The 24,666-nt window shown below is 54.4% G+C and carries 21 protein-coding genes; 10 read left to right on the plus strand and 11 right to left on the minus strand.

Annotation, left to right across the window (positions count from 1 at the left end; translation table 11 throughout):
* Nucleotides 1-16: 16 nt before the first annotated feature.
* Complete coding sequence (locus G5574_RS02120; protein ID WP_164481963.1) at nucleotides 17-1,489, minus strand: aldehyde dehydrogenase family protein; 1,473 nt, start codon at nucleotides 1,487-1,489, stop codon at nucleotides 17-19.
* 33 nt (nucleotides 1,490-1,522) lie between these two features.
* Nucleotides 1,523-2,653 carry an alanine racemase gene (locus G5574_RS02125; protein ID WP_164483181.1) on the minus strand — a complete coding sequence of 377 codons (1,131 nt, stop codon included), beginning with the start codon at nucleotides 2,651-2,653 and terminating at the stop codon, nucleotides 1,523-1,525.
* Nucleotides 2,654-2,746: 93 nt separating this feature from the next.
* Here G5574_RS02125 and G5574_RS02130 point away from each other — a divergent pair, with 93 nt between their 5' ends.
* From G5574_RS02130 to G5574_RS02145, 4 genes are all read left to right on the plus strand, one after another.
* On the plus strand, nucleotides 2,747-3,661 hold the full coding sequence (locus G5574_RS02130) for a LysR substrate-binding domain-containing protein (protein WP_006119169.1): 915 nt from the start codon (nucleotides 2,747-2,749) through the stop codon (nucleotides 3,659-3,661).
* A 333-nt stretch (nucleotides 3,662-3,994) separates the two neighbouring features.
* Nucleotides 3,995-4,558: a fasciclin domain-containing protein gene (locus G5574_RS02135; RefSeq protein WP_006119170.1), complete on the plus strand. Its 564-nt coding sequence runs from the start codon at nucleotides 3,995-3,997 to the stop codon at nucleotides 4,556-4,558.
* A 42-nt stretch (nucleotides 4,559-4,600) separates the two neighbouring features.
* On the plus strand, nucleotides 4,601-5,155 hold the full coding sequence (locus tag G5574_RS02140; RefSeq protein ID WP_033741702.1) for an RNA polymerase sigma factor: 555 nt from the start codon (nucleotides 4,601-4,603) through the stop codon (nucleotides 5,153-5,155).
* Nucleotides 5,152-5,799 carry an anti-sigma factor gene (locus G5574_RS02145; protein WP_162285741.1) on the plus strand — a complete coding sequence of 216 codons (648 nt, stop codon included), beginning with the start codon at nucleotides 5,152-5,154 and terminating at the stop codon, nucleotides 5,797-5,799. The genes G5574_RS02140 and G5574_RS02145 overlap by 4 nt, the downstream gene beginning before the upstream one ends.
* A 45-nt stretch (nucleotides 5,800-5,844) precedes the next feature.
* Here G5574_RS02145 and G5574_RS02150 read toward each other — a convergent pair whose 3' ends face one another.
* A complete protein-coding gene (locus G5574_RS02150; protein WP_133745243.1) occupies nucleotides 5,845-7,488 on the minus strand; it encodes a methyl-accepting chemotaxis protein in 1,644 nt (547 codons plus the stop codon).
* A gap of 829 nt (nucleotides 7,489-8,317) precedes the next feature.
* Between G5574_RS02150 and kup the strand changes: the two genes are divergently transcribed.
* On the plus strand, nucleotides 8,318-10,186 hold the full coding sequence (gene kup / locus G5574_RS02155; protein ID WP_164481964.1) for a low affinity potassium transporter Kup: 1,869 nt from the start codon (nucleotides 8,318-8,320) through the stop codon (nucleotides 10,184-10,186).
* A gap of 59 nt (nucleotides 10,187-10,245) precedes the next feature.
* On the opposite strand, the gene G5574_RS02160 is transcribed toward kup, so the two are convergent.
* Nucleotides 10,246-10,869, minus strand: a complete 624-nt coding sequence (locus tag G5574_RS02160; RefSeq protein WP_054633744.1) for an FMN-binding negative transcriptional regulator — start codon at nucleotides 10,867-10,869, stop codon at nucleotides 10,246-10,248.
* Between the two features lie 97 nt (nucleotides 10,870-10,966).
* Here G5574_RS02160 and G5574_RS02165 point away from each other — a divergent pair, with 97 nt between their 5' ends.
* Nucleotides 10,967-11,383 carry a GFA family protein gene (locus tag G5574_RS02165; RefSeq protein WP_054633743.1) on the plus strand — a complete coding sequence of 139 codons (417 nt, stop codon included), beginning with the start codon at nucleotides 10,967-10,969 and terminating at the stop codon, nucleotides 11,381-11,383.
* A gap of 5 nt (nucleotides 11,384-11,388) precedes the next feature.
* On the opposite strand, the gene G5574_RS02170 is transcribed toward G5574_RS02165, so the two are convergent.
* Both G5574_RS02170 and hipB read right to left on the minus strand, forming a co-directional pair.
* A complete protein-coding gene (locus G5574_RS02170) occupies nucleotides 11,389-12,492 on the minus strand; it encodes a HipA domain-containing protein (RefSeq protein ID WP_164481965.1) in 1,104 nt (367 codons plus the stop codon).
* Nucleotides 12,492-12,731, minus strand: a complete 240-nt coding sequence (hipB, locus tag G5574_RS02175) for a type II toxin-antitoxin system antitoxin HipB (protein ID WP_033741710.1) — start codon at nucleotides 12,729-12,731, stop codon at nucleotides 12,492-12,494. Before hipB ends, G5574_RS02170 begins: the two co-directional genes overlap by 1 nt.
* Before the next feature lie 113 nt (nucleotides 12,732-12,844).
* Between hipB and G5574_RS02180 the strand changes: the two genes are divergently transcribed.
* Nucleotides 12,845-13,285: a GNAT family N-acetyltransferase gene (locus G5574_RS02180; protein ID WP_164481966.1), complete on the plus strand. Its 441-nt coding sequence runs from the start codon at nucleotides 12,845-12,847 to the stop codon at nucleotides 13,283-13,285.
* 50 nt (nucleotides 13,286-13,335) lie between these two features.
* On the opposite strand, the gene G5574_RS02185 is transcribed toward G5574_RS02180, so the two are convergent.
* Together G5574_RS02185 and G5574_RS02190 are read right to left on the minus strand one after the other, a co-directional pair.
* Entirely contained in the window at nucleotides 13,336-15,714 is a 2,379-nt protein-coding gene (locus G5574_RS02185) for a glycoside hydrolase family 3 N-terminal domain-containing protein (RefSeq protein ID WP_164481967.1), read from the minus strand.
* Between the two features lie 21 nt (nucleotides 15,715-15,735).
* The gene (locus G5574_RS02190) at nucleotides 15,736-17,115 is read right to left on the minus strand and encodes an MFS transporter (RefSeq protein ID WP_164481968.1); all 1,380 of its coding nucleotides are present in this window, start codon (nucleotides 17,113-17,115) and stop codon (nucleotides 15,736-15,738) included.
* Between the two features lie 521 nt (nucleotides 17,116-17,636).
* Between G5574_RS02190 and G5574_RS02195 the strand changes: the two genes are divergently transcribed.
* Nucleotides 17,637-18,269, plus strand: a complete 633-nt coding sequence (locus G5574_RS02195) for an acyl-homoserine-lactone synthase (protein ID WP_006119202.1) — start codon at nucleotides 17,637-17,639, stop codon at nucleotides 18,267-18,269.
* Here G5574_RS02195 and G5574_RS02200 read toward each other — a convergent pair.
* Nucleotides 18,241-18,990, minus strand: coding sequence for a helix-turn-helix transcriptional regulator (locus G5574_RS02200; protein ID WP_039340302.1), 750 nt, complete (start codon nucleotides 18,988-18,990; stop codon nucleotides 18,241-18,243). The genes G5574_RS02195 and G5574_RS02200 overlap by 29 nt on opposite strands.
* 610 nt (nucleotides 18,991-19,600) lie before the next feature.
* Between G5574_RS02200 and G5574_RS02205 the strand changes: the two genes are divergently transcribed.
* Nucleotides 19,601-20,494, plus strand: a complete 894-nt coding sequence (locus tag G5574_RS02205) for an SDR family oxidoreductase (protein ID WP_033741719.1) — start codon at nucleotides 19,601-19,603, stop codon at nucleotides 20,492-20,494.
* A gap of 50 nt (nucleotides 20,495-20,544) precedes the next feature.
* On the opposite strand, the gene ampC is transcribed toward G5574_RS02205, so the two are convergent.
* Together ampC and G5574_RS02215 are read right to left on the minus strand one after the other, a co-directional pair.
* Nucleotides 20,545-21,687, minus strand: coding sequence for a class C beta-lactamase (gene ampC, locus G5574_RS02210; protein WP_164481969.1), 1,143 nt, complete (start codon nucleotides 21,685-21,687; stop codon nucleotides 20,545-20,547).
* A gap of 336 nt (nucleotides 21,688-22,023) precedes the next feature.
* A complete protein-coding gene (locus G5574_RS02215; RefSeq protein WP_164481970.1) occupies nucleotides 22,024-23,205 on the minus strand; it encodes a glycosyltransferase family 4 protein in 1,182 nt (393 codons plus the stop codon).
* 269 nt (nucleotides 23,206-23,474) lie between these two features.
* On the opposite strand from G5574_RS02215, the gene hpxO reads away from it, so the two are divergent.
* Entirely contained in the window at nucleotides 23,475-24,632 is a 1,158-nt protein-coding gene (gene hpxO / locus G5574_RS02220) for an FAD-dependent urate hydroxylase HpxO (protein ID WP_054633736.1), read from the plus strand.
* The last annotated feature ends 34 nt before the right edge of the window (nucleotides 24,633-24,666 follow it).

Consider the following 24,666-nt stretch of genomic DNA (forward strand, 5'->3'; position numbering starts at 1 on the left):
GCTCTCCAGCGAAAGGTTAAAAATCGATTAATACACTTTTATAGCGCTGACAGGCTTCAAAGGCCTGGCGGCCCAGATCTTTACCAAAGCCGGATCCCTGAAAACCGCCGGTAGGGATAATGAAATCCCAGGTGCGGCGATAGCGGTTAACCCACACCGTGCCGCTGTCCAGCGCGCGCATTAAGCGCATCGCCCGTGGCATGTTCAAGGTGTGGACGCCCGCGCACAGACCAAAGACCGCATGCTGCGCCAGCGCCAGGGCTTCTTCCTCATCGGTAAAGGTCTGAATGGTCAGCACCGGTCCAAAAATCTCTTCGTACAGCGCCACGTTATCCGGGCCGACGTTCTCCAGCAGTGTGGGCTGCCAGAACCAGCCTTCTTTCGTATTGTCGTAGCGTTTTCCACCCACCAGCACCCGCGCCCCCTGAGCGACGGACTGCGCAATAATCGTGGCCACTTTTTCACCCTGGCGTGCGTCAATCAGCGGACAATACCGTGTTGACGCGTGCCAGGTCATGCCGGGCACGGGTTTCTGACAGCGTGCAATCAGCTTTTCTGTAACACGTTCAGCAATGCCTTTCTGAATAATTAAACGTGTTCCGGACACGCAGGCCTGACCGGCATTCACTGTGAATCCCAGAAAGAGGCGCTCGGCAATCTCGTCGGCGTCGCCGGCGTCATCAAAGACCAGCTGCGGGCTTTTGCCGCCCAGCTCCAGCGTGACCGGTTTAGTGCCGTGCAGGGCCGCCTGGCTCATAATCGCCGCACCGGTGGCAGTGGAGCCGGTAAAGGAGACCTTGCGCACCAGCGGATGCGTTACCAGCGCATTACCGGTGACCTTGCCGCTGCCCTGGATCACATTCAGCACACCGGATGGGATCCCCGCCTGCACCGCCAGTTCGGCCAGACGGGCCGTTGAAAACGGCGTCAGTTCAGACGGCTTCAGCACCACCGCGTTGCCTGCCGCCAGAGCCGGGCCGCATTTCCAGGAAGCCATCGACAGGGGAAAATTCCACGGCGTGATTGCGCCGATCACCCCATAGGGCTCAGGCACCAGCATGCCCAGGCTACTGTGCTGCGTTGGAAACACGTCACCGCTGTATTTGTCCGCGCATTCGGCATAAAAACGCAGGGCCGCCGCGGTAAAGGGCACTTCGATATTGCGTGCATCGGTGACGGGTCGGGTCGATCCGACGGCTTCCAGCTGCGCCAGGTATTCACTGTCTTTTTCGATTAAGTCTGCCCAGCGCGAGAGGGCTGCACCCCGTTCTCGTGGCGAACAACCCGACCAGCCGCTGCTGATGCGCCGTGCTTCGGCCACGGTCACGGCATCGTCGACGGTACGGGCATCCGCCTCATGGATCTCTGCATAATGCTGACCGTCAGAAGGCCGTTTAATGCCCATAGCCTGACCGCTGGCGGATACAAATTGTCCGTCGATAAAGTGTCCGCTGGACAGGTGAACGTCATCGGGATTGAAATCAGTCATACGTGCCTCTTGAAAAAAGAAAGGAGCGGGACATCACCAGCCGGTGACGCGATGCCAGACTTCGTGTTCCCCGCTCTGGCTGTCCATTACCTGATACCGGGTGTGCATTCCGGCAGTGGCGCAGGCGTGATTGGGCAAAATCCGCAGCCGGGTCCCGAGCGAGAAATCCGTGACCTGGTGACCGCTGTCGGGCGGAATGGCGATAATGCCGTGTTCCTGATTGGTGGACGACAGCAGGAGTCCGGTGGATCGCCCTTCGCTGTCACATACCAGACCGTAGGCATAGTCGGTTTTTTGCGAGGCGGTGCCACGGTCGCGCGACATCGCCATCCAGCCTGCATCGACAAACAGCCAGCCTTTCTCAGCATTGTGGCCAATTACCGTGGTGACAACAGAAAGCGCGATATCGTCGGCGGTGCAGACGCCGAGGTTGGTCATAAACAGATCGAAAGTGGAAAACACCCCGGCGCGCACTTCCGTTACCCCGTCTAAATCCCTTACGGCATGGGCCGTGGGCGTCGATCCCACGCTCACCACCGGACAGGTCACGCCAGCCGCGCGAAGGCGCTTAGCCGCTTTTATGGCGGCCTGGCACTCCGCCCGTGCCGCCTGTGCAATCTCGTCCTGCGTACGGCAGTGATACGATTCCCCTGCGTGAGTTAACACCCCTTCGACATGCATTCCGTTCTGCTGCAAATACGCGCCAATGTCGGTCAGGGCGCTGTCGTCCGGTTTTATGCCGCCCCGATGACCGTCGCAGTCAATCTCGATAAACACGCTAAAGGCCACCTGATGCTGCTGCCCGTATGCAGATATGGCCTGCGCCTGTGTCAGACTGTCGAGCAGAAGATGCACCTGGGCACCTGGACGCAGACAGGCCGCGATGCGCGGCAGCTTGTCCGGCGCAATCCCCACGGCATAAAGGATATTGCGGTAACCTGCGGCAGCAAACGCCTCGGCTTCAGCCAGTGTGGACACCGTGGCCGGTGAAGCCCGGTCACGCAGTAGCCAGGGGGCCGACTGTACCGTGCGTAGCGTTTTCAAATGGGGGCGAATCTGACAGTGCAGGCTATCAATATGATCGTAGAGCCTGCGGATATTCCGCCTGAACTTCACTTTGTCCAGCAGCAGATACGGCGTTGTCAGTGAGGGATCGTTAAGCATCATTGTCTGTCCTGAGGGGTTTACTGGATGCTCTCATCAATGCATTTAGTTTAAAATGCAGACACACCCAATTAATGATTAGGTTTGAACCTAATGATCAACAGTGACGATCTGCGGTTTTTTCAGGTGATCTCCGCCAGCGCGACCCTGGCCGCCGCCGCCCGCTATCTGGATATCACACCACCGTCCGTGACCCAGCGGCTGCAGCACATTGAACAAAAAATGGGCATCAAGCTTATTTTGCGTCCGGCAAAACGGATCATTCTGACCGACGAAGGTGAAGCGTTATTAGCACGCGCGCGGCTGATTTTGCATGAGCTGGACCAGCTACAGGATGTGATTGACCAGACCCGAAACCGGATAAGCGGCACGTTGCGGGTACTGGCTCCGCTGGGATTTGGCTCGGAATATATCGCGCCCTTGCTCTCCGATTATGTTGACCAGCATCCCGATCTCAGCGTGGATCTGATGCTGTCAGATAACCCGAACTGGATGCAGGCCGATAAATGGGACGTGGCGATCTATATTGGCAACCTGCGGGACTCGTCGTTGTACAGCACCCGAATTGCACCTAACCGCCGCGTGCTGTGCGCTTCGCCGGATTATCTGCAGCGCCACGGTGTGCCCACGCATCCCGCTGAACTCACGCAGCACCACTGTCTGGTTATCCGTGAAAATGCTGAGGACGTGACTCGTTGGGTGTTTGCGCATCAGCATGACCCGGTCACCGTCAAAATTACGCCCCGTCTGGCAAGTAACGATGGTCGGGTGATTAAACGCTGGGCGCTGCAAGGCAAAGGGATTATGGTGCGCTCAATCTGGGACATCAGCAGTGAAATTAAACAGGGGCGACTGGTCCCACTCCTGCCTGAATTTATGCTGCCGCCCGCCGACATTGCCGCGCTGACCAGCATGCCAGAAATCAAACGCCTGCCCCGTACTCAGGGCTTTATTACGTTACTGAAAACCACCTTTAGCGCGCCGCCGTGGATGCAGAACGAACAGTAAGCCACAGGTCTTGTTGGGGGGACAGATGTGCTTCGCGGTCCATAAGGCTAATCAGCCGCTCACGCCAGCTGTTGCGAACGGCATGAGGTCTGAAGCACACAGGAAACGGGTTGAGTGTGCTTGAATCGCTTTGTGTTAGTGACGGTATCGCCTGGCCGGACAGCCCGTGAAAATTGTGCTTAAACGGCCAGGCGTGCTTGACCGTACCCGTGCGCCCGCCTCCAGCGGATAAATCTTCGTAAAAAAATTATTTTTTTCTGCATCCAGTGACGACCCTGCTCTCGTATCTCTCTTTGCAAGACACTTACCCACTCTCTCTTATGAGGATTTACGATGAAAAAGTTCTTCGCTGTTGCCGTAGTTTCAAGCGCATTCCTGTTTACTGCCGCCTCATTTGCCGCAATGGAGTCGGGCTCCGTGATGGTCGGTGGCGCTGCGATGTACCCTCAGAAAAATATCGTTGAGAATGCGGTGAATTCGAAAGATCACACCACGCTGGTGGCGGCGGTGAAGGCGGCCGGTCTGGTTGACACACTGCAGGGTAAAGGGCCGTTTACCGTCTTTGCCCCAACCAATGCCGCGTTCGCGAAACTGCCCGCCGGTACCGTCGATAATCTGCTTAAGCCGGAAAACAAAGCGCAGTTGACCAGCGTCCTGACCTACCATGTTGTGGCAGGCAAATACGACATGAAAGCGCTGGAGAACAAGATTAAGCAAGGCGGCGGTCATGCTGAACTGAAAACCGTTAACGGCCAGCCGTTGTGGATTATGAATAATGGCCCACACAATATTCAGTTGAAAGATGCCCAGGGTAACGTGGCCAATATCAGTACGTATGACGTCAACCAGAAAAACGGCGTGATAGATGTGATTGATACCGTATTAATGCCGAAGTAATTCTCTATACTCAAACGGAAAATCACATCATTCAGGATGATTATGGACAAGGTGCGGGCAGTGGAGCAGGTAACCCTGATGCAGGCGATCGTGAAAGGCGATCGCCTGGCGTTCGAAAAACTGTATCGGCAAACCTCGCCGCACCTTTTTGCCATTGCCTTACGGATGTTACGCCATCGCCCCTGGGCGGAAGAAGTGCTGCATGACTGCTTTCTCACCATCTGGAGCAAAGCGGAGACCTATGATCCAGCGCTGAGCGCGCCGATGACCTGGATGACGCAGATCGTTCGTCATCGTTGTATTGACTGGTTACGTAGCGGACAGGCGCGCATGGCCAGTACAGAAGAACCGCATGATGATGCCCTGCTGGTCGTCGATACCGACGAACCGGACAGCAGGCCCGATGATGCCCAGGCTGCGCGCCTGCGTCGCTGTATGGAAAACCTTAGCAGCGAGCAACGGCAGAGCGTTACGCTGGCCTATTATCAGGGCATGTCACACAGCGATATTGCTCACTGGCTACAGCAGCCGGTAGGTTCGGTGAAAAGCTGGATCCGCCGTGCCATGGCCCACCTTCGGGAATGTGTCGGACTATGAACAGACAACAACGTGACGATGCACTCTCTGCCGAGTACGCCATTGGTACGCTGCGTGGCCCCGCCCGGTTACGCTTTCAGACGCGCCTGCTGACCGAGCCAGAGCTGGCCGAACAGGTTGCCAAATGGCAAACGTTACTCGCTGGGCTGGACAGTCAACTGATAACCGAAATCCCGCCGGATCGGGTCTGGAAGAAAATTGTCCTGAATCTGCCCGCAAAACCCTCTGCCCGCCCTGCCCGCCGCGCCGCACTGGGCTGGATGGTAGCGGCGGCCATTGCGGTCCTTGCCCTTTTTTCCTGGCGCATGTTTTACGTGCCAGAGTTTACCCCGCTTACCGTCATGAGTGACGCTCAGCAACACAGCCAATGGGTGGTCAGCGCCGACCACGATTTAACCCAGCTACGGGTGACGCCATTGCAGCCGGTAACGGCTGACAGCCACACCAGCCTGCAGTTATGGCTGATTCCAACAGGCAGTCGTCCCATTTCGCTGGGGTTACTTAACGCTGAACAAGCCACCCAACTGGCACTGAAACGGCAAGATTCCCTGAAAAACGCGGTGGTCGCCATCAGCCGGGAGCCGCGGGGCGGCTCACCGACCGGGCAACCCACCGGGCCCGTACTCTACAGTGGTAAAATATAGGCCCGACACGCAGTGGCAGTCCTGTCACTGCGTGTCACCGACATATCAGAAATGTTGCCAGTTTGCGTCCTGATTTGCCGCCGATGCGGTCGCCATCGCGAAGGCGGGTTTGAGCGGCGCCACCGTGCGCGCCTGTACAGCAGGAGCCTCGGTCAGTACGAAGGCGGCAACAAGATCATTCAGGGCGCCTGCCTGATCCATCAGCGAGCGCGATGCTGATGACGCTTCCTGCACCAGCGCGGCGTTCTGTTGCGTAACGTCATCCATCTGATGCACAGCCTGATGGACCTGACTGATGCCCAGCGACTGCTCCTGAGACGCAATGGCAATCTCATCAACCAGATCGGTGACCTGGCGAATTGCATCATTCATGCGCCCCATATTTTCCCCGACCTGCTCTGCCTGGCTGACGCCCGTTTCCACATAACGCATCGACGATTCGATCAGATCTTTAATCTCCCGTGCGGAGGCCGACGAGCGTTGGGCAAGATTACGCACTTCACCGGCCACCACGGCAAAGCCACGCCCCTGCTCGCCGGCACGGGCGGCCTCAACGGCGGCATTGAGTGCCAGGATATTGGTCTGAAACGCCACACCTTCAATCAGCGCGATGATGGCGGTGATTTTCTCCGAACTCTGTTTAATATCGGTCATGGTGCCTAACATGGTGTGCACTTTGTCAGAGCTGTCACTGGATATCTCACGCGCGTTTTTAGACAACTGGCTGGCAAGACGGGTATTTTCAGCCGTCTGACGAACCGTTTCGCTCAGTTCAGACATGCTGGCCGCCGTTTCCTCAAGCGACGCGGCCTGCTGTTCGGTTCGTGAGGAGAGATCTTCGTTACCGGCTGAAATTTGCGACGAGGCCGTGCTGACCGAGTGGGCGGACCGTTCGACGGCAGACAAAGACTGCGCCACATTCTCCACCAAAGCATTAAATGCTTTTGCCGTTAACCCGATTTCATCTTTACGTGCGTCATCGGCACGCAGCGTTAAATCAAGCCGCTCGCTGGCGTGCTCCATGGTTGTGCGCATACCATTCAGATGGCGACGAATGCTTAATATAGTACGAACAGATAACGCGCCCAATATCAGGATAATGACGCTGGAACCGGCGATTAAGGCCCATAAGGTTTGATGATAAACGCGGTTATTCTCTTTTTGAAAAGCCGCGCCCACCTGCACATTAAACTGCAGTTGGTTCTGATAACTCTCAATGAGATCACGGATAGACTGCCCCACACCGTCCGGGCCTTGCAACGCGGAAAGAGAATGAGCGTCATCATGCGAACGCGAGTATTCAAGGAAGGCAGGTAAGCGCGTCTGGATCTGTTTAATCAGTGCCAGCGCATGTTCACTTAACTGCTTATCCTGATCGTTGGTAATTTCATTTTTTAAATAGAACAGGGTCAGGCCTTTCAGCGTATCCATCTTCGCAGCGATTTCTTTTTCGAACTCAACCTGCTTAGCCGAATCTTTGGCACTCTGGTGGCGATAAAGCGATACGTTAACCCGATTACTGCCGTTGACCATTTTATCAAGGTCTACAATTGAAGGTAGCGTGTTGTCTTGCACGTACTGAAAACGCGACTGAAAGCCTGCTAACACCATGATGACGATCACTACCATCGCGACCATGGCGGCGGAGAGTAGAGAAAACGTCAGGAAAAGTCGCTGTGTAATAGTCATATTAAAACCCCGAATATTAAGACGGTAATTCTGTAAGTAATGCTGAATAACGCCAGCAATAAATATATCGACGCTTCAGGCATTAGCATTAATGTCAGATGGTGCTGTGTCGCAAAGATATCAGGACAAAACGTTTATTTTCATAAAAACAGATTAGCCCGCTGAATGAGAGTTTGACTATTAAAGGCAGAAAGGAAAATTAAAAAGAAGAAGTGATAATGATTAAAAATAAACGAAATTTATTTTCAGCCATCGTTTATCCAACCTTATTTAAAACGACGCACGACATTAATCAGTAAAAGTTGGCTAAAGACAGCGCAAAATCGTCTTCACTCCCTGCCCACGACACCGTATTTGTCTTTTATTTTTTGAAATTAATTAGCCTTAAAAAATCGCCTGCCGCATTAATCATAAATAAGGACTATTAAAAAATATTTTTTTTAAAACGGCAGAGGCTGCGTGGTGTTTCCTGTACGGGCTGATTACACTTTGAGGAACTGTTCTGAGCGTGCACGGACGCGTCCGCATGCTGTTACGAGGGAGGCAGCGTTGAGATGAGACCTTATCCGCGTGTGTTGACCTGGCAGGCGAATCACGCGTCAGGGGGAAACGGTAGCGGTAAAGGGTCAGCGTCAGGCCTCACTGCCGGATAAATCGACAGTTGTATAAAAATGCCGTAAAAATAAAGCGCAAAGCTGTAAAAATGCAGTACATAACATCACCAGCTACTCCCTAATTCACAGCAAAACGCGTAATGTCATGCTCAGCGTCAACCGGTGTAACTGTCGGTTTGAGGCTTATGATGACGTGAAATACAACAGGACATTAAATGGCCCAGTCTGAAAAGCAATCCCTTCCAGCCGGTATGCTGGCAGCAGCAGGGATCGTATTTGGTGATATCGGTACCAGCCCGCTTTATACCTTAAAAGAGTGTCTTTCTATCCTTCCTTCTGGCGCGGTCACCGAAGAAGCCGTCATGGGCTTTCTGTCGCTGATCTTCTGGGGACTGATGCTGATTGTGACGGTAAAATATGTCATGTTCATCATGCGCGCCGATCACGATGGCGAAGGGGGAATACTGACCTTAATGTCGCTGGCCCGGCAAAATGTTGGCGCCACGCTCAGCCGCGTCATTGTGCTTGCCGGTTTGACGGGCGGCGCCTTTTTTTACGGCGACGGCATTATCACGCCGGCCATCTCAGTGCTGTCTGCCGTTGAGGGGATCGAGGTTGTTGCACCCGCGCTGGATCGCTATATCGTGCCGCTGGCTGTGGTGATTCTGACTCTGTTATTTGTGATTCAAAAACACGGCACTGAACGGGTCAGCCGCGTCTTTGGGCCGATTATGCTGGTGTGGTTTATCACCCTGGCGATACTGGGCGTGCACGGAATTCTGATGAATCCCCATGTTCTTCATGCGCTCAACCCGGCATTTGCGCTGAAATTTCTGCTGAATCATGAAGCCCTGTCTTTCGCAGCTTTGGGCATGGTGGTGCTGGCGGTGACCGGTGCGGAGGCCCTGTATGCTGACATGGGACATTTGGGGAAAACCCCCATCAGGCTGGCGTGGCTGATCATTGCCCTGCCTGCTCTGGTGCTGAACTATTTCGGTCAGGGGGCGCTGGTGCTGGCCAGTCCTGCCGCGATACAAAACCCGTTTTATATCCTGGCCCCGGTCTGGGCGCAGATTCCGTTAATCATCCTGTCGACGCTGGCCACCGTTATTGCGGCTCAGGCGATCATTAGTGGGGTTTATACCCTGACACATCAGGCAATTCGTCAGGGCTTTTTGCCGCCGATGCGCGTCATTTTCACCTCGGCAACCGAATCGGGACAAATCTACATTCCGGTAGTGAACTGGTTACTTTTCGGTGCGGTGACCGTCGTCATCCTGGCCTTCCGTCAGTCCGCGGCCCTCTCTTCGGCGTACGGCATCGTGGTGACCGGCACCATGGTTCTGACAGCCTGCCTGGCCGGTATCGTCGCCTTTAAAAACTGGAAATGGCCGCTGCCCGTGGCGCTGGTTTTCCTGCTCTGTATGTTGGCGATCGACGTTCCGTTGTTTATTTCCAACCTGATGAAACTGCTGTCGGGCGGCTGGGTTCCCGTGTTGCTGGCGATGACGATGCTGATGCTGATGCTGATTTGGAGCGGAGAGCGTTCAAGGCTCATTCGTCGTCTGACTGACGATCCCGTCAGGTTAAAAGCCCTGATTAGCTCGCTGGAGGCTTCGCCCCCGATGCGGGTTGGCGGTACGGCAATTTTTCTGACCCGCAAAGAGTATGAAATTCCGCAGGCGCTGCTGCATAACCTGAAACACAACCGGGTGCTGCATGAGCGGACGGTTCTTCTGCATATCAAAACGGTTGACCTGCCGCGTGTTCATAACCAGAAGCGCATCGCGCTACGTCAGCTTTCGCCGTCCTTCTGGCAGGTGACGGCCGAATACGGCTGGCATGAACGGCCTTCCATGAAAGATGTGTTGCACCTGTGCGGGCTGGAAGGATTTGGCTGTACGTTAAATGAGGCGTCGTTTTTCACCTCTCACGACACGCTGGTGATGAAGAAACGACGCGGTCTGGCACATGCCCGTGGTGCCATCTTCCATTTCTTCCAGCGCAATGCGTTACGTGCCCATGAACAGTTTATGATCCCGCCAAACCGCGTCATTGAGCTGGGTGGGCAAAAAGAGTTTTGATTGACGTACCCGTGCAGCGTCTTCATGTGACGCTGCACGGTTTATTCCCTCCTCAGCCTTTACGCGCCGTGGTGACGGGTCAGTACGTCTGGCCGGAAGCGGCTCAGCCAGTCCTGAGCAAAGCGCGCATAATCCGCATACGCACCGCCCTGGGCTGCCAGTTGCTGGAAAACATTAAGCTGTTCGGGTGGACGGCGATGCTGCCCAAGCTTCAGCGTGCCGCTGATGTGGCTAATCTCTATCCTGACACCGGTGATGCCCTGCATCAGTTTTTGTTGATAATCATCGGGAAGCCGTTGTTTATCCTGCCTCAGGCCCGGTTGAAACGCGGCTAACATTCTGTCCAGCGACTGGCCCAGTTCCGCCTGCGTCATCAGCCTGCTGATGCCTTTCACGCTGACGGCGGCATAGTTCCAGGTTGGAACGGCAGGTGACGCCAGATAGTAATCCGTACTGATAAAGGCATGCGGACCCAGAACGCTCAGCAGGCACGGCTGCTGCGCCAGCGCAACCCGTTGCGGATTATTGCGTGCCAGATGTGTTTCAAGAACGTTTTCACCGTTGAAGCAAAACGGAATATGGCTGATTTGCAGATCGCTGCTCACCAGCGTTCCAAACATGTGCTGCGTGAGAAAATGTCTGCACTCTTCCGGCGTCATGCTGGTGTCTTTTACGTTAAGCATTCACAATATCCTGGCTGAATTCCCTTTCGTCTTTATGCCATTAACCCCTCACCTCTGTCACGCTGCGAAACGTGACAGGATGAAAAAGGAGCAAGCGATGTCAGAAATCACTTCAGGACAGTGCCACTGTGGTGCGGTTGCGTTTACTGTTGAACTGCTGGATGGACTGAATACGGCCCGACGCTGTAACTGTTCATTTTGCCGGATGCGCGGTGCCGTGGTGGTGTTTGCCCCTGCTTCGGGGCTGACGATCCACAAAGGGAAAGCGGCGCTGAGTGAATACCGCTTTAATTCCGGACAGGCGGTGCATTATTTCTGCTCGGTTTGTGGTATTTACACCTTCCACCAGAGCCGCTCTAATCCCGAACAGTTCGGGGTTAACGCGGCGTGCCTGACAGGCGTTTCCCCTTTTGATTTCGCCTCCGTTCCCGTGACGGATGGCATGAACCATCCCAAAGATGGGGGCAAAGGCGGCGTGGCGGGACATCTGATTTACCAGCCGGAAACGTCATGATCCCTTCAGGTCAGCGAACGGACCTGTTCGAGCATCAGCAATGAATGGCTGAAAATCGCATCGGCCACCACCAGAGAAACCTCTTCTGGCAGGCTGTCACGTACCCTGATCATCGCAGCCGGTAAAGCAGATACAAAGCCATTCAGGATAGCGTGCATCTGCTCCTCACTGAACCGCACGCTGCGGGCACTGGCCAGAAAGTGTGAGGGCGCGATCTGCGTGATGCGATGCAGCTTGCCCGCCGGGCCTGTGACACCAAGGGGTAACTGGATGTCATCGCGGTCCATTTTGCGCTGAGAGCGCGCGGGCCAGGCGGAGACCAGACACCGAAACGGTGCCAGCCGAAAACTCCCCTCGCGCTCGATGAACAATCTGATATGTCGGGCATCCAGACTGGTGATGCCTGTTAACCACTGAAATACCAGGCAACGCATTATCGCTTCGCGATCGGTAAGCGCGCTGCGCGATCCCATCAGTAATCCCATCAGTGCCTCAAGGCCAGGACCGCCCGATTGTTCATGACTGCACGCGGGCGGGAATCCCAGCGCCTGGCACAGGTTTTCGGTGGGAAGGCGGTAGCACTGCGTCCGGTCCGCATTCCAGCGACGGTCGTCACGCGTGATGCACAATTGCCTGCCCCCGCCTTCCTGGCGAAGCAGCCTGGCATCCGGTACAGGCAGACCCAGTTCACGCGCCAGCGCAAGACACAGAAAGGCGTTGTCGCTGTCGGCATGTGCGCTGGCCATATCGGACATTATGGATTCGTCATCCAGCTCAACGGGCTGCTGGTTTACCGGCAGCATGATAAGTGCACCCGGTAACCGGTATCCCACTTTTTGCAATACGGCGAAAACCCCACAGGATTTTGTCTGGAAAGCCTGGTTCTTTTCCTTTTCTGTCAATGGGATAGGGCTTAGCAGGTTTTCGAAGAAATAGCTCACCCTGACTGAGTGGTGGGCGGCACGTTGCAGCGGCAGTGACAGTGAGAGAGGCCGGGTGAGCGGATGCTGAAGCCAGCTGGCAGCGTACTGGAAGCTCAGCGTCCCGTCATGATGCTGCATTAACGTTCCGACCCGCTCACCGTTCATCCAGGCGATGAGTTTTGCCATTACCAGGCATCCTCCGCTGGCGTGGTCGGGGGCGTTTTGATCTGCAGCGCCAGAGCAATATCCAGCGCCTGCAAAATTTTAAACAGCGTTTCCAGTGAGGTAGACTCAGGATAATTTTCAAAATGAGACAGCGTTGCCTGTTTCAGGCCCACGCGTTTGGCCAGGTCGGTTTGGGTCCAGCCCTGCTGCTGACGCAGGCGTTTCAGCTGATTAGCTAACTGCCGGGGACTGTAAATCATCTTGCGCGCTCCATCATTCATCAGAATTTATCCCTTGGAGGGGATATTTATAGCGTAGATGCCCCTTTTGATAACGGCAATATTATCCCTTACAGGGGATATAAGGACAAAAAATGAGCAGGCCCGTTAACACCACTTTTTCGCTGACCGTGACTCACACGCTGAGTGAGCAGGACAAGCAGGATCTCTTTACCGGGCTGCGTGCCTGGAATCATCAGTTTATTGACACGGCGTTATGGGGACCGCTGTCGGTCATGTGTCGTCACGATCAGGGGCCGTTACAAGGCGGGCTGGCTGGCAGCATTAAAGGCCGCTGGCTGTGTATTGATTACCTGTGGGTCAGTGAAGCCCAACGTGGTGCGGGCCTGGGCGGTGAGCTGATTCGTGCTGCGGAACAGGCGGCTGTGGCCAGAGGCTGCCAGAGCGCACAAGTGGATACCTTTAGCTTTCAGGCCCTGCCCTTTTACCAGAAACAGGGCTATGTCCTGAAAATGTCGCTGCCGGATTTTCCCGAAGCCGGTATGCAGCGTCATTACCTGACGAAAACGTTGTGAGAGCACACCTAAACGCGCCTGCCCATCCGCTTAATGGGCAGGCGAAGGCCTCAGTCGGCAACGTTGACCGAGCAGGTGCTTAACATCCGCCAGTGTGTCGGCAGCACACGCGTTTCTCCCGTTACCGTTACGGTGCTGACGCCATGAATATCACGGCACGAGGAACCTGTCTGCAACTCGAACTCTCCCGGTTCGACAATACGTTTACCATCGCCACGGGTAAAGTTGAGCATATCGACAGGAAGCGTAAAGCACAGTTCGGCTGACGCGCCTGGCGCCAGCGTGACGCGCTGAAACGCTTTCAGTTCCTGAAGCGGGCGTACCCGGCTGGCGATTCGGTCACGAACATAGAGCTGGACCACTTCACTGCCCTGCCGTTCCCCCCGATTGGTCACGGTGATCCGCAGGCGGATCTCGCCATCGATCGCGACCTGATCCTGTTCAGGCTGAGGCGCGCCCCAGTCGAACGTCGTCCAGCCCAGACCGAAGCCAAACGGATAGCGTGCGCCAAAATGAAACGCGATGGGCGTTCCACCGCTTTTCAGTTTGTGGTTGTAATAGAACGGCATCGCGCCGACGTTTTTCGGGATACTGACCACCAGTCGCCCCTGCGGTTCTGCCCGCCCCGTCAGCACATCGGCAATCGCCCAGCCGCCTTCCTGGCCCGGCGCCCAGGCGAGCATAAAGGCCGCGACGCGCTCCTCCAGTCCTTGCAGGTTGTAAGGTCGCCCACCCGTCATCACCACAATCAGGGGCTTACCTGTGGCGGCCAGCGCCTCCAGCAGCGGCTGCTGAACGCCGGGCAGAGTCAGGCTGTCGGTATCCGATCCTTCGCCTACGGTGCCGCTTTGAAACAGCCCCGCCAGATCCCCCACGCAGGCAATCACGACATCGCTTTGTCGGGCAACCTCAACCGCCTCGTCAATCAACCCGGTATCCTGAGACACCGGCGACTGCTGCATTGGTTTCGCCCCGCTGTCACCCGGGAAAACCGGCGCACCGGCGGTGCGGGTTTCAATGATATGGCACCCTTTGGCATAGCGGACCTGCTGCTCACCCAGATAGTGTTGCAGTGCGGCCAGCGGCGTGGTGACCTGTGATGTTTCTTCCAGCATATCGCTGATGATCAGGTGAACCGGAAAACTGTAGCCGCTCAGCAAAGCCAGCGGATCGTCAGCACAGGGCCCGACTACCGCCACGCGCGCGCCGGTTTTCAGCGGCAGAATCCCGTTATTTTCCAGCAGTGTAATTGACTGTGTGGCGACCGTACGCGCAACCTGACGGGTTTCCTCGTGCTGAAGACAAATGTCCGCTTCACGGATGTACGGATCGTCGAATAACCCCAGGCGAAATTTTTCTGTCAGGATACGGCTGACAATACGGTCAATCGTTTCCATCGACAGCAGTTGACGGGATACCGCCTCGGCCAGATGACGCGCGCAGTCATCCTTAGGCAGTTCGACATCCAGACCGGCATTAAACGCCAGTGCCGCCGACTCCGCCGCATCCTGCGAAATGCCGTGATGCTGATGTAGCAAACTGACGCCGCCATAGTCCGCCACGATAAGGCCATCGAATCCCCACTGCTCCCGAAGCACGTCGGTCAGTAAAAAACGATCGCTGTGGCTGGGTTGATTATCGATGTCATGGTAAGCGGGCATGACCGAGCCGGCATTAGCCAGCTTTACGGCCATTTCGAACGGCAGCAGGAACGTGTCGTTCAGTTCGCAAAAACCGAGATGGACAGGCGCATGATTGCGCGCACCTTCGCTAAATGAATGGCCTGCATAGTGTTTGAGCGTAGCCAGCAGATCGCGCCGCTCGCCCTGTAAACCTTCGACATAGGCCGTTGCCATCACGCCCACCAGCCAGGGATCTTCTCCAAAGGTTTCTTCCGTTCTGCCCCAGCGGACATCCCGTGACACATCCAGTACCGGAGCCAGCCCCTGCTTACAGCCAACGGACCGCGCTTCGGCACCGATATGCTGTGCCGCCCGTTTCACCAGCCCGGCATCCCAGGTAGAACCGTAGTTAAGCGAGGACGGAAAGAGCGTAGCGCCTTTGCAGAGTAAACCCACGAGGCACTCCTCATGAAACAGGGCCGGGATGCCAAGGCGCGAGCCTTCAACCAGGTCGCGTTGTAAACGGTTCGCGGCACGCACGCCAGTGACGGCATCAACAATGTGCGTGCCCAAAGGACGGGTAATCTGACCGACGCCGTGCGTTAACTGCGCCTTCAGGATGGTGTGTTCGCTGACGCCCGTGAAGTCATCGCTCAAATCGCTTCGCGGCTGATGATTGCCCTGTTCATCCAGGATGAGCCAGTAGGCGTGCATCTGGGCGAACTTCTCTTCGGCCGTCATGCGCGACAACAGATCGTCTACGCGTACGTCAATGGGCTGATGAGGATCCTTATACATCTCGGTCATGTTTCTCTCCTTTCGCTGAGATCAAATTGTGTTTTCAGCATCGTGTCGGGCTTCTGCGGCGCGTTTTGCCGCCAGCGCTTCGGCAATCGCATTGACTCGCGGGCTGTTAAGTTGATAGAAAAAAAGCAGAAGCAGCATGGCGATAAACAGCACGCCGGGGATGATGTTATGCATCAGGTTGATGGTGGTAATGACCTGGGGTGACTGTGCAGCGACGCCGGGTTGGTAGTGCACCAGACCGAGGATCCAGCCCACGACGGCACCGCCCATGGCCAGGCCAAATTTGATGGCAAATAAGGCGGTCGAGAAAACCAGGCCGTCGAGACGTCTGCCGCTGCGATGTTCTTCATAATCCACGACGTCAGAAAACATATTCCATTGAACAGGCGTGGTCAGATTCTGAACAAAGCCAAAAACAATATTTAACCCAATGATTAACCAGACCTGGGACGGTGGAATTAAATAAATGACCGTCAGAAAGAAAACAAAACTGACAAGACAGACCTGATAAGCACGAATGCGGTCGAATTTTCCTAATATACGTTCTGATAAAAATGCACCGCATAATGCGGCTATCATGCCCGTCACAATAAAAGTAAAGACCAGGTCAGGTCGCCGTAAGACATAATTCATGTAATACAGGGTCGATGAGCCGCGCGTCACGACGGCGGTCAGGAGCAGGATGTTAAAAATAATAATGATGCGCCACTGATTGTTTTTAGCGAGCAGCTTGAGATCCGACCACATTGACCCCGCTGTATCGTTGTGGGGTAAATAACGCTCACGCGTCATAAAGAAGCAGCAGTAGATTAACACCACGCCCAGAAATCCCATCAGGCCCATGGCGTAAAGGTAACCCTTTGCCTTGTCTCCCTGCCCCAGCCATTCGACCAGCGGCAGGCCGATCACCGTGACCACCAGTCCGCCGATAAACGCACAGGCAAACCGCCAGGATTGCAGCGAATGGCGCTCGCGCGGATCCAGGGTTAAGGCTCCGGGCATCGCGCAGTAAGGCACATTGACAGCAGAATAAATAAAACTGAGAATTGCATAGGTGACGCAGGCATAGACAATTTTGGCGGTCGGGCCTGCATCCGGCACGTAAAAGGTGATCAGGCAACTGACGCCGAACGGAATCGCGAACCACATGAGCCACGGGCGAAAACGGCCATGACGGGTTCGGGTACGATCGACCAGTGCCCCAATACAGGGATCGACAAACGCATCGGCCAGGCGCACCACTAAAAACATGGTGCCCATAATCGCGGCCGGTAAGCCGAACACATCCGTGTAAAAATAGGCCAGAAATAAGGTGGCGGTTTGCCATACCATCGAACTGGCGGCATCACCGATGCCGTAACCCAGTTTTTCTTTCGTTTTAAGCTCAGAGGATATAGTCATTATAATTCGCCTTATAATTCGGTAATTACCTGTCTTAATCAGCTATCCCTGGCCCACGCGCAGGCAGGCCCGGCTCAAGTATTAGTAAACTGCGCCAGGTCAACAATTACCGAAATTAACAGCCAAATTATGATTTTTTGTTTTTTCTGTGGTTTGTGATACAGGACATATTGATTACTCTCTAATATAAAATTTTACGCGAACCGGGGATGAAAAATAGCGATGTGCATCTGGCATTAATCTGTTAAATGCCCCTTTAGCACAAACCGACTGGGAAAATATGCATTTTTGAAATAGTATTGTTTAGTTACTATTTGTATTGTGTTCTGCCGCGTTATGACAAATAATATCCCTTCAGGGACAGTTTTACCGCTTGAGACGCTTTATCCTGCCCATTGACAGACAGAAAACGACGCCATTCGCTCGAATAATGGTTAATTAACTGAACGTCATAGTGAAAAGCTTGTAAAATCAGTGCAGGATAACCGCGAGGGCCGCAGTAACTTTTAAGAGGAAATGGAATGCTTGAACTGTTTGACGTCAGTTACGAAGAACTGCAAACCACCCGTTCAGAAGAACTTTATAAACTTCGCAAGAAAACATTTAGCGATCGTCTGGGATGGGAAGTCATTTGCAGTCAGGGAATGGAGTCCGATGAATTTGATGGGCCCGGTACACGTTATATTCTGGGAATCTGCGAAGGACAATTAGTGTGCAGCGTACGTTTTACCAGCCTCGATCGTCCCAACATGATCACGCACACTTTTCAGCACTGCTTCAGTGATGTCACCCTGCCCGCCTATGGTACCGAATCCAGCCGTTTTTTTGTCGACAAAGCCCGCGCACGTGCGCTGTTAGGTGAGCACTACCCTATCAGCCAGGTCCTGTTTTTAGCGATGGTGAACTGGGCGCAAAATAATGCCTACGGCAATATCTATACGATTGTCAGCCGCGCGATGTTGAAAATTCTCACTCGCTCTGGCTGGCAAATCAAAGTCATTAAAGAGGCTTTCCTGACCGAAAAGGAACGTATCTATTTGCTGACGCTGCCAGCAGGTCAGGATGACAAGCAGCAACTCGGTGGTGATGTGGTGTCACGTACGGGCTGTCCGCCCGTCGCAGTCACTACCTGGCCGCTGACGCTGCCGGTCTGATAAGATCCAGTTCTACACCCAGTCTGATAGCCTGTCGGGCGTTACTGACGCCCAGTTTCACAACCACATTCTTGATGTGAAACTTCACGGTACTCACAGAAATGCCCGTAATAGCGGCTATCTCAGCATAGGTTTTGCCCATACTCGCCCAGTACAACACCTCATTTTCACGCGAGGAAAATATCGTTTTGTCCGCGCTCTGATTTAACGCCGGGGCTCGCTCGCCTTCGGTACCGGCCAGGCGGTACATCTGCTCGTTAAAATCAATCAGCAGCATCTGCATCGTGCCCTGTTCGGCAGCAAGGCGTTGCTCCAGCGCAGCCTGATCGTTGCCTTTAATGATCACGGACAACAGAGCAAGGTTGTTCATGTGGTCGTGCAGGACATAGGTAAAGCCGTTAACGATGTTGTATTGCTTGGATAAAGAGAAAATTTTGGTGAACCGCAGGTCGGACATCAGCGTAATATTCTCATCCCAGGCAAACGGTGAGGTGCGTTTAAAGGCCGTGAGAATAACCGGATCGGTCAGCTGAAAGTTGTTAGCGCGGTATAACCTAATCCATTCGTCAGGATAACTGGAAATAATCAGAACATTTGAAGGATTTTTTTTGCTCACAACAGTGTAAGCGTAATCCGGACTACCCAGCGGAGATAACTTTCTCTGTATGTAAGTCTGAAGCGTATCCGTTATTGTTTGATTTTCAAGGAAAAAAGAAAACATTCAGGCTCCATGCTGCTTCTTTTACTTAACGTGGACTTAACCTGCACTATAGTACAGGTAAGATGATACTTAAGAGTAACTTACAATGAATCATTCAGAGGTTACAATGGCTTCAGTTGTTTAGCGGTAAAAAAAAACCTGACCTGTACGGCCAGGTCGCTAAAACAGCCAACACCAGGGAAAACGTCCGGCCAGACGTCACAAAATATAAAGTGATGCTGGCCGGGACACTCATATTAACATCTTTGAAACATTTGTACAAACATTCACGGTTACTCAATCTGCAGCAATTCTCCCCCTTAATGACTGTTAATACAATCTCTTATTTTCTCCCGTAATAACTGCTAGTTTCTCAGCCACTTAGGCGCTATTCCCCTTTCGTGCACGCCCTCTTTCTTTCCTGCCAGACTGGTCTGTGCCCCTGAATGCAGCCCCGATTTCCCTATATTCCACTGTTTCCGCTGCGCTTATCGGTAAATTCAGGGGATTAAAAACGTCTTTTTGCCGTTTTTTAACTGCCTGAGCGCAAATAATAAGCATTTGAATGTGACAAAAATCACATCTGTGCCAGGCTTAAGTTCTCTGACACGACTGTTTAAGGAGCTTACGCATGACAACGTCAAATAAGGCTATTCTCGATCCCGATCGTTTCCCGAAGCCGCCGTTCAGACAGCAGCCGCAGCAGGCACCCGGCCTGGCGAGCGAAATGGACCCGCCACCCGACCACGGTGAAACCAGCTATCGTGGTCACGGTCGTCTGACTGGCCGTAAAGCCCTGATCACAGGGGGAGATTCCGGTATCGGTCGCGCTGTGGCCATCGCCTATGCACGTGAAGGTGCCGATGTGGCAATTAACTATTTGCCAGAAGAAGAGTCCGATGCGGCTGAAGTGATTAAACTGATTGAAGCCGAAGGCCGTAAAGCCGTCGCCATTCCCGGCGATCTGCGCTCAGAAGCCTTTTGCCAGAAACTGGTGAATGAAGCCGCCGACAAACTGGGCGGACTGGATATTCTGGTCAATAATGCCGGACGCCAGCAGTTTAATGAATCCATTCGTACGCTGAGCACCGAAGATTTCGATGCCACCTTTAAAACGAATGTTTACGCGCCCTTCTGGTTAACAAAAGCGGCGCTGGCTCACCTGCCGCGCGGTGCAGCGATTATTAATACCTCATCTGTGCAGGCGTTTAAACCCAGCGATATCCTGCTGGATTATGCGCAGACCAAAGCCTGTAATGTAGCCTTTACCAAAGCGCTGGCAAAACAGCTGGGGCCGGAAGGCATCCGCGTGAATGCCGTTGCGCCAGGTCCGTACTGGACACCGCTGCAGCCCAGTGGCGGCCAGCCGCAGGAAAAAGTGGAACAGTTTGGTGCTGATGCGCCGCTGGGCCGTCCCGGTCAACCGGTTGAAATCGCACCGCTCTATGTCACTCTGGCTTCCGATGAGTGCAGTTTCGCCTCCGGTCAGGTGTGGTGTTCAGACGGCGGTACAGGCACAGTGTAACGCATCGATCTCCGTCGATATGATGGCCGCCCTGTGCGGCCATTTTTAGTTCAGTCCGACGCCAGCATAGCCATGATGGCAACCGCCGCTTTGATACGCTCCGGATTGGGATAGTTTTTATTGGCCAGCAGGATTACCCCGCTGTTTTGTTGCGGGACGAACGCGATATAGGCACCAAAGCCCTTTGTGGAGCCGGTTTTATGCACCCAACTGGCGCGATCCATGGGTTGAGCCGGGCTCAGAATGGTCGCGGGCTGTGTGGACAGCGCGGCCTGAGTGTCACTGGCGGTAACGATCGTCTGGCTGTCAATGGGCCAGGGGTAAATTTCCCACCCCAGCCCCTGATACAGTTCACCTGCGCGCAGGTAACGAGACTGCGCGGTCAGAATGCCGTTTCGCAATGCCGTATTCCCGGACGACAATCCATTGGGATTCACATTGGCCTGCATAAAAGCCATCATGTCGCGCGCGGTGGACTTCACGCCGCTGGTCTCTGCTGACAGCATACCCGGCGATACGCGTACCGGTTTACCGTCCTGATAACCCCAGGCGTAATCAAACATCATCGACAGGGGCACCGTATAAAAGGTGCGTGTCAGCCGCAACGGCGTGATAACGTCCTTTTGCATCGCCTCCTCAAATTCCCCCTTCACCATCAAATAGCCCAGCAGACCAATACTGACATGAGAATAGTGGCGCTGTGTACCCGGCGCGGCGTCCGGTTGCCACTGCTGCGCGTAAGCCAGTAGTTCATCCTGACTGGTTACCTCATCGGGCAGATGTAACGGCAGTCTGCCTGCGCTGTAGGTGGCAAGATGGACCATCCGTCGGCTTTGCCACTGCGGGCCGTTTAACGCGGGCCAGTAGCGGGAGACCGGATCGTTCAGTCGCAGCGCACCGTTACGAATCAGCACGCCCGCCAGCACGCCCGTGAATGTCTTACTGACGGACCCCAGTTCGAACAGCGTATTTTCTGTCACCCGGCGTTCGCTCGCGGTATCGGCCACACCAAAGTTAATGTACTGAGGGCGACCTTTATACAGCACGCCGACCGACATGCCGGGAATGCCCTGCTGCGCCATCAGCGGATCAATCACGCTTTTTACCCGTTCGGCGATGGTCTGAGACGACAAGTCAGCCGCCTGGGCGCTGGCGGTAAACGCAATCAGTAATGCAGTGAGAAAAGATTTCATCAGTACTCATTCAGGTGACAGGTTATTGACACTGTGCCGCACAGGATTGCACACAGAGCTGTGCCTGAGTACTGCAGTCACTTGAGTTTCGCGTATTACAATGAGATTGCTCAACATAACAGCGAGTCTGACAGCTGGAGAGATCACATTTCGCCGCGACGGGCGTGAGTTGCGGCAACGGTGTGCGAGGGGGAAACGTGTGAGCGGGCTGCGCCAGGGCGCTGCTGCCCATGAAGCAGGTCAGCAGCAGAGCATACAAGTTTTTCATAACCGATCTCCAGAGATATGCGTCAGACAAGTATGATGACTCTGACGCATAACGTCTGGTAAATCTTGCTAAATTGAGAGCGCGGGCGGATGTTCCACGGCCTGGACCACGCCACGGCGATAAATATCGTTCAGTCTGGCGCAATACTGACGCGGATCGTGCTGCTGCTTGATGCGCAGAATCGCGCCCTCGCCTTTTTCCGTTAACTGCTGTGGCTGCGCAAGAATGTCCAGCAGTGTTGTCTTAATGCCGTCTATTAATGCCCGACGTAGCAGGTGTTTCTCGGCTTCACTGTTGACCTGATATTCGCGGTCATCGTTGAGTTCGCCATCAATCAGCCAACCGGCGGTAGGCGGATTAATTTCAGGCAACGCACGAACGTTACTGGTCAATACCGGACAGCCGCTGGCCTGCATTTCCAGTACGGAAAACCCGTAGGTTTCCTGCCAGGTCGGCAGCAACCCCACATCGCTTTGCTGGAACAACTGCATCAGTTCACGATTATCCTTGCGGGAATGGTGCGTGAAGCAGGCATGGCGCGTGATGCGATCTTCAATGTCCCGATAAAACGCGTCGTTATCCTGGAAAGCGCGATGGGCAACATTATGACGTTTCGTCAGCTCACCAATCAACTGAACGTCGAGTTGGCCAGCATCAATCTGTCCCGTTTCAATTAGCTCGCTGATGGCCAGCACGACTTCTGCGCCGCCTTTACGGTAAAACTCGTTGCCAACGAACACCAGGCGGAGTTTATCGCTTTGCCGTGGGCGCTTCTGTTGCGTAAACAGGGTTTGCGGTGGATGCATCACCAACGTTTTTGCGCGAATTTTCGCGGCGACATCGGGTTTAAACAGCTTCATCTGAATATGTAAGGTGGCATCGGAAATGGCGATCAGGCCAAAACAGTTATCCTTGAGCAAATACGGAATCAGTTGTTTGAGTTCAGGATTATCCTGCTTGGCGACGCCCGCTACCGGCAGGACGCGCGGCAGCTCAGTCTCGAAGGTGGCGACCCAGTTCATGGGCGTGATGGCGACTTCATTAAACAGATGCAGGATATCGGGCTTCTCCCCTATTGCGAAGGGCACGGGGACAAACACAAAGCGTTTATTCTTCTTGAGTAAACGTGTACGCAGCGGATTGAGGAAATAAAACAGATTGCGCTTTTTCAGGTTGATGTAGTGATTGTCCGGATTCACCAGGATATTGCGCTGCTCCGGATAGTGCGTATTGCTGATGCCAATTTTCATGAAAGATTCCGAAGTCGTTGTCGTAGGGCGTGATCTATATCACGCTCTGAATTGCATGTTTCATAGGCAACATCTTAAAAGCGCGTGGTTTATGTGGTTTACAGAATATTCCTGCACTGGCGCGGTGCGGCCTTTTGCACGGTTTGCGTGCAGGCTGGAAAGATTATTCCTCAATATCAGCGAGTTGCGCCTTGTTCATGCGGGTTGCCGCCTTTTCATCGCCTGGAACAAAAATTGCAAGATATGACGCAATGCAAAGGAGAGAACATATGAAAGCGATCGTTATCGGTGGCGGAATGGGCGGCATGACGGCGGCCCTCGCGCTGGAGCAACAGGGTTTCCAGACGGAAGTCTATGAGGCGGTAAAAACCATTCGGCCCGTCGGCGCTGCGATTTCGGTCTGGCCAAATGGCGTGAAATGCCTGAATTCGCTGGGCCTGAAAGACAAAGTCCGCGCGCTGGGGGGTAATATGGCCTTTATGGCCTATAAGGATGCATTGTCGGGTGAAACCCTGACACGGTTCAGTTTATCGCCGCTGGTGCAGCAGGTAGGTGAATTCCCCTATCCGATTGCCCGCGCCGAGTTGCAGGCCATGCTACTGGATGCCTACGGCCGCGACAGAGTGCATTTTGGTAAACGTATCGTGCAGGTGGAACAGCACGCCACGGGCGTTGTCGCCACCTTCGAAGACAGCAGCCAGGCTGAAGGCGATTTTCTGGTCGCGGCAGACGGCACGCACTCTGTTGTGCGGGACTATGTGCTGGGGGAAAAGCTGCCCCGCCGTTACGCGGGCTATGTGAACTGGAACGGTCTGGTGAACATTGATGAATCCATCGCGCCTGCGGACCAGTGGACAACCTTTGTGGGGGATGGCAAGCGCGTATCGTTAATGCCGGTAAGCGGAAACCGCTTTTACTTTTTCTTTGATGTCCCGCTGCCTGCGGGGCTGGAACAGGACCGCACTACCGCGCGTGACGATTTGCGCCGCTATTTCAGCGGCTGGGCAGCCCCGGTACAAAAACTGATTGCGGCCATTGATGTGGACACCACCAACCGGGTTGAAATTCACGATATCGAGCCGTTTCAGCGCTTCGTGAAAGGCCGGGTGGTGCTGCTTGGCGATGCCGCGCACAGCACCACGCCGGATATTGGTCAGGGCGGCTGTGCCGCGATGGAAGATGCCATTGTACTGGCTTCAGCCCTGGCTGCGCATTCGCTTGGCATCGAAGATGCGCTGCTGCGTTATCAGGCGCGCCGCGTTGACCGTGTCAAAGACCTGGTTCTGAAAGCGCGCAAGCGTTGTGATATCACGCATGCAAAAGATCCGGTGATGACGTCGGAGTGGTATCAGTCATTAAGAAATGAAACCGGTGAGCGCGTACTGGCGGGCTTGTGCGAGACCATTGAAGGCGGTCCGCTGGGGTAAAAAAACAAAGGGCGGATTCTCCGCCCTTTGTTGC

The sequence above is a fragment of the Pantoea stewartii genome, from assembly GCF_011044475.1.
Classification (GTDB): domain Bacteria; phylum Pseudomonadota; class Gammaproteobacteria; order Enterobacterales; family Enterobacteriaceae; genus Pantoea; species Pantoea stewartii.

What these genes read in the sequence shown, in the direction of transcription:
- G5574_RS02120 (WP_164481963.1), bottom strand. Translation starts at nt 1,489, where the DNA reads ATGACTGATTTCAATCCCGATGACGTTCACCTGTCCAGCGGACACTTT.
- G5574_RS02125 (WP_164483181.1), bottom strand. Translation starts at nt 2,653, where the DNA reads ATGCTTAACGATCCCTCACTGACAACGCCGTATCTGCTGCTGGACAAA.
- G5574_RS02170 (WP_164481965.1), bottom strand. Translation starts at nt 12,492, where the DNA reads ATGGCAAAACTCATCGCCTGGATGAACGGTGAGCGGGTCGGAACGTTA.
- hipB (WP_033741710.1), bottom strand. Translation starts at nt 12,731, where the DNA reads ATGATTTACAGTCCCCGGCAGTTAGCTAATCAGCTGAAACGCCTGCGT.
- G5574_RS02205 (WP_033741719.1), top strand. Translation starts at nt 19,601, where the DNA reads ATGACAACGTCAAATAAGGCTATTCTCGATCCCGATCGTTTCCCGAAG.
- G5574_RS02185 (WP_164481967.1), bottom strand. Translation starts at nt 15,714, where the DNA reads ATGACCGAGATGTATAAGGATCCTCATCAGCCCATTGACGTACGCGTA.
- G5574_RS02130 (WP_006119169.1), top strand. Translation starts at nt 2,747, where the DNA reads ATGATCAACAGTGACGATCTGCGGTTTTTTCAGGTGATCTCCGCCAGC.
- ampC (WP_164481969.1), bottom strand. Translation starts at nt 21,687, where the DNA reads ATGAAATCTTTTCTCACTGCATTACTGATTGCGTTTACCGCCAGCGCC.
- hpxO (WP_054633736.1), top strand. Translation starts at nt 23,475, where the DNA reads ATGAAAGCGATCGTTATCGGTGGCGGAATGGGCGGCATGACGGCGGCC.
- G5574_RS02200 (WP_039340302.1), bottom strand. Translation starts at nt 18,990, where the DNA reads ATGTTTTCTTTTTTCCTTGAAAATCAAACAATAACGGATACGCTTCAG.
- G5574_RS02180 (WP_164481966.1), top strand. Translation starts at nt 12,845, where the DNA reads ATGAGCAGGCCCGTTAACACCACTTTTTCGCTGACCGTGACTCACACG.
- G5574_RS02195 (WP_006119202.1), top strand. Translation starts at nt 17,637, where the DNA reads ATGCTTGAACTGTTTGACGTCAGTTACGAAGAACTGCAAACCACCCGT.
- G5574_RS02165 (WP_054633743.1), top strand. Translation starts at nt 10,967, where the DNA reads ATGTCAGAAATCACTTCAGGACAGTGCCACTGTGGTGCGGTTGCGTTT.
- G5574_RS02140 (WP_033741702.1), top strand. Translation starts at nt 4,601, where the DNA reads ATGGACAAGGTGCGGGCAGTGGAGCAGGTAACCCTGATGCAGGCGATC.
- G5574_RS02135 (WP_006119170.1), top strand. Translation starts at nt 3,995, where the DNA reads ATGAAAAAGTTCTTCGCTGTTGCCGTAGTTTCAAGCGCATTCCTGTTT.
- G5574_RS02145 (WP_162285741.1), top strand. Translation starts at nt 5,152, where the DNA reads ATGAACAGACAACAACGTGACGATGCACTCTCTGCCGAGTACGCCATT.
- G5574_RS02215 (WP_164481970.1), bottom strand. Translation starts at nt 23,205, where the DNA reads ATGAAAATTGGCATCAGCAATACGCACTATCCGGAGCAGCGCAATATC.
- G5574_RS02150 (WP_133745243.1), bottom strand. Translation starts at nt 7,488, where the DNA reads ATGACTATTACACAGCGACTTTTCCTGACGTTTTCTCTACTCTCCGCC.
- G5574_RS02160 (WP_054633744.1), bottom strand. Translation starts at nt 10,869, where the DNA reads ATGCTTAACGTAAAAGACACCAGCATGACGCCGGAAGAGTGCAGACAT.
- kup (WP_164481964.1), top strand. Translation starts at nt 8,318, where the DNA reads ATGGCCCAGTCTGAAAAGCAATCCCTTCCAGCCGGTATGCTGGCAGCA.
- G5574_RS02190 (WP_164481968.1), bottom strand. Translation starts at nt 17,115, where the DNA reads ATGACTATATCCTCTGAGCTTAAAACGAAAGAAAAACTGGGTTACGGC.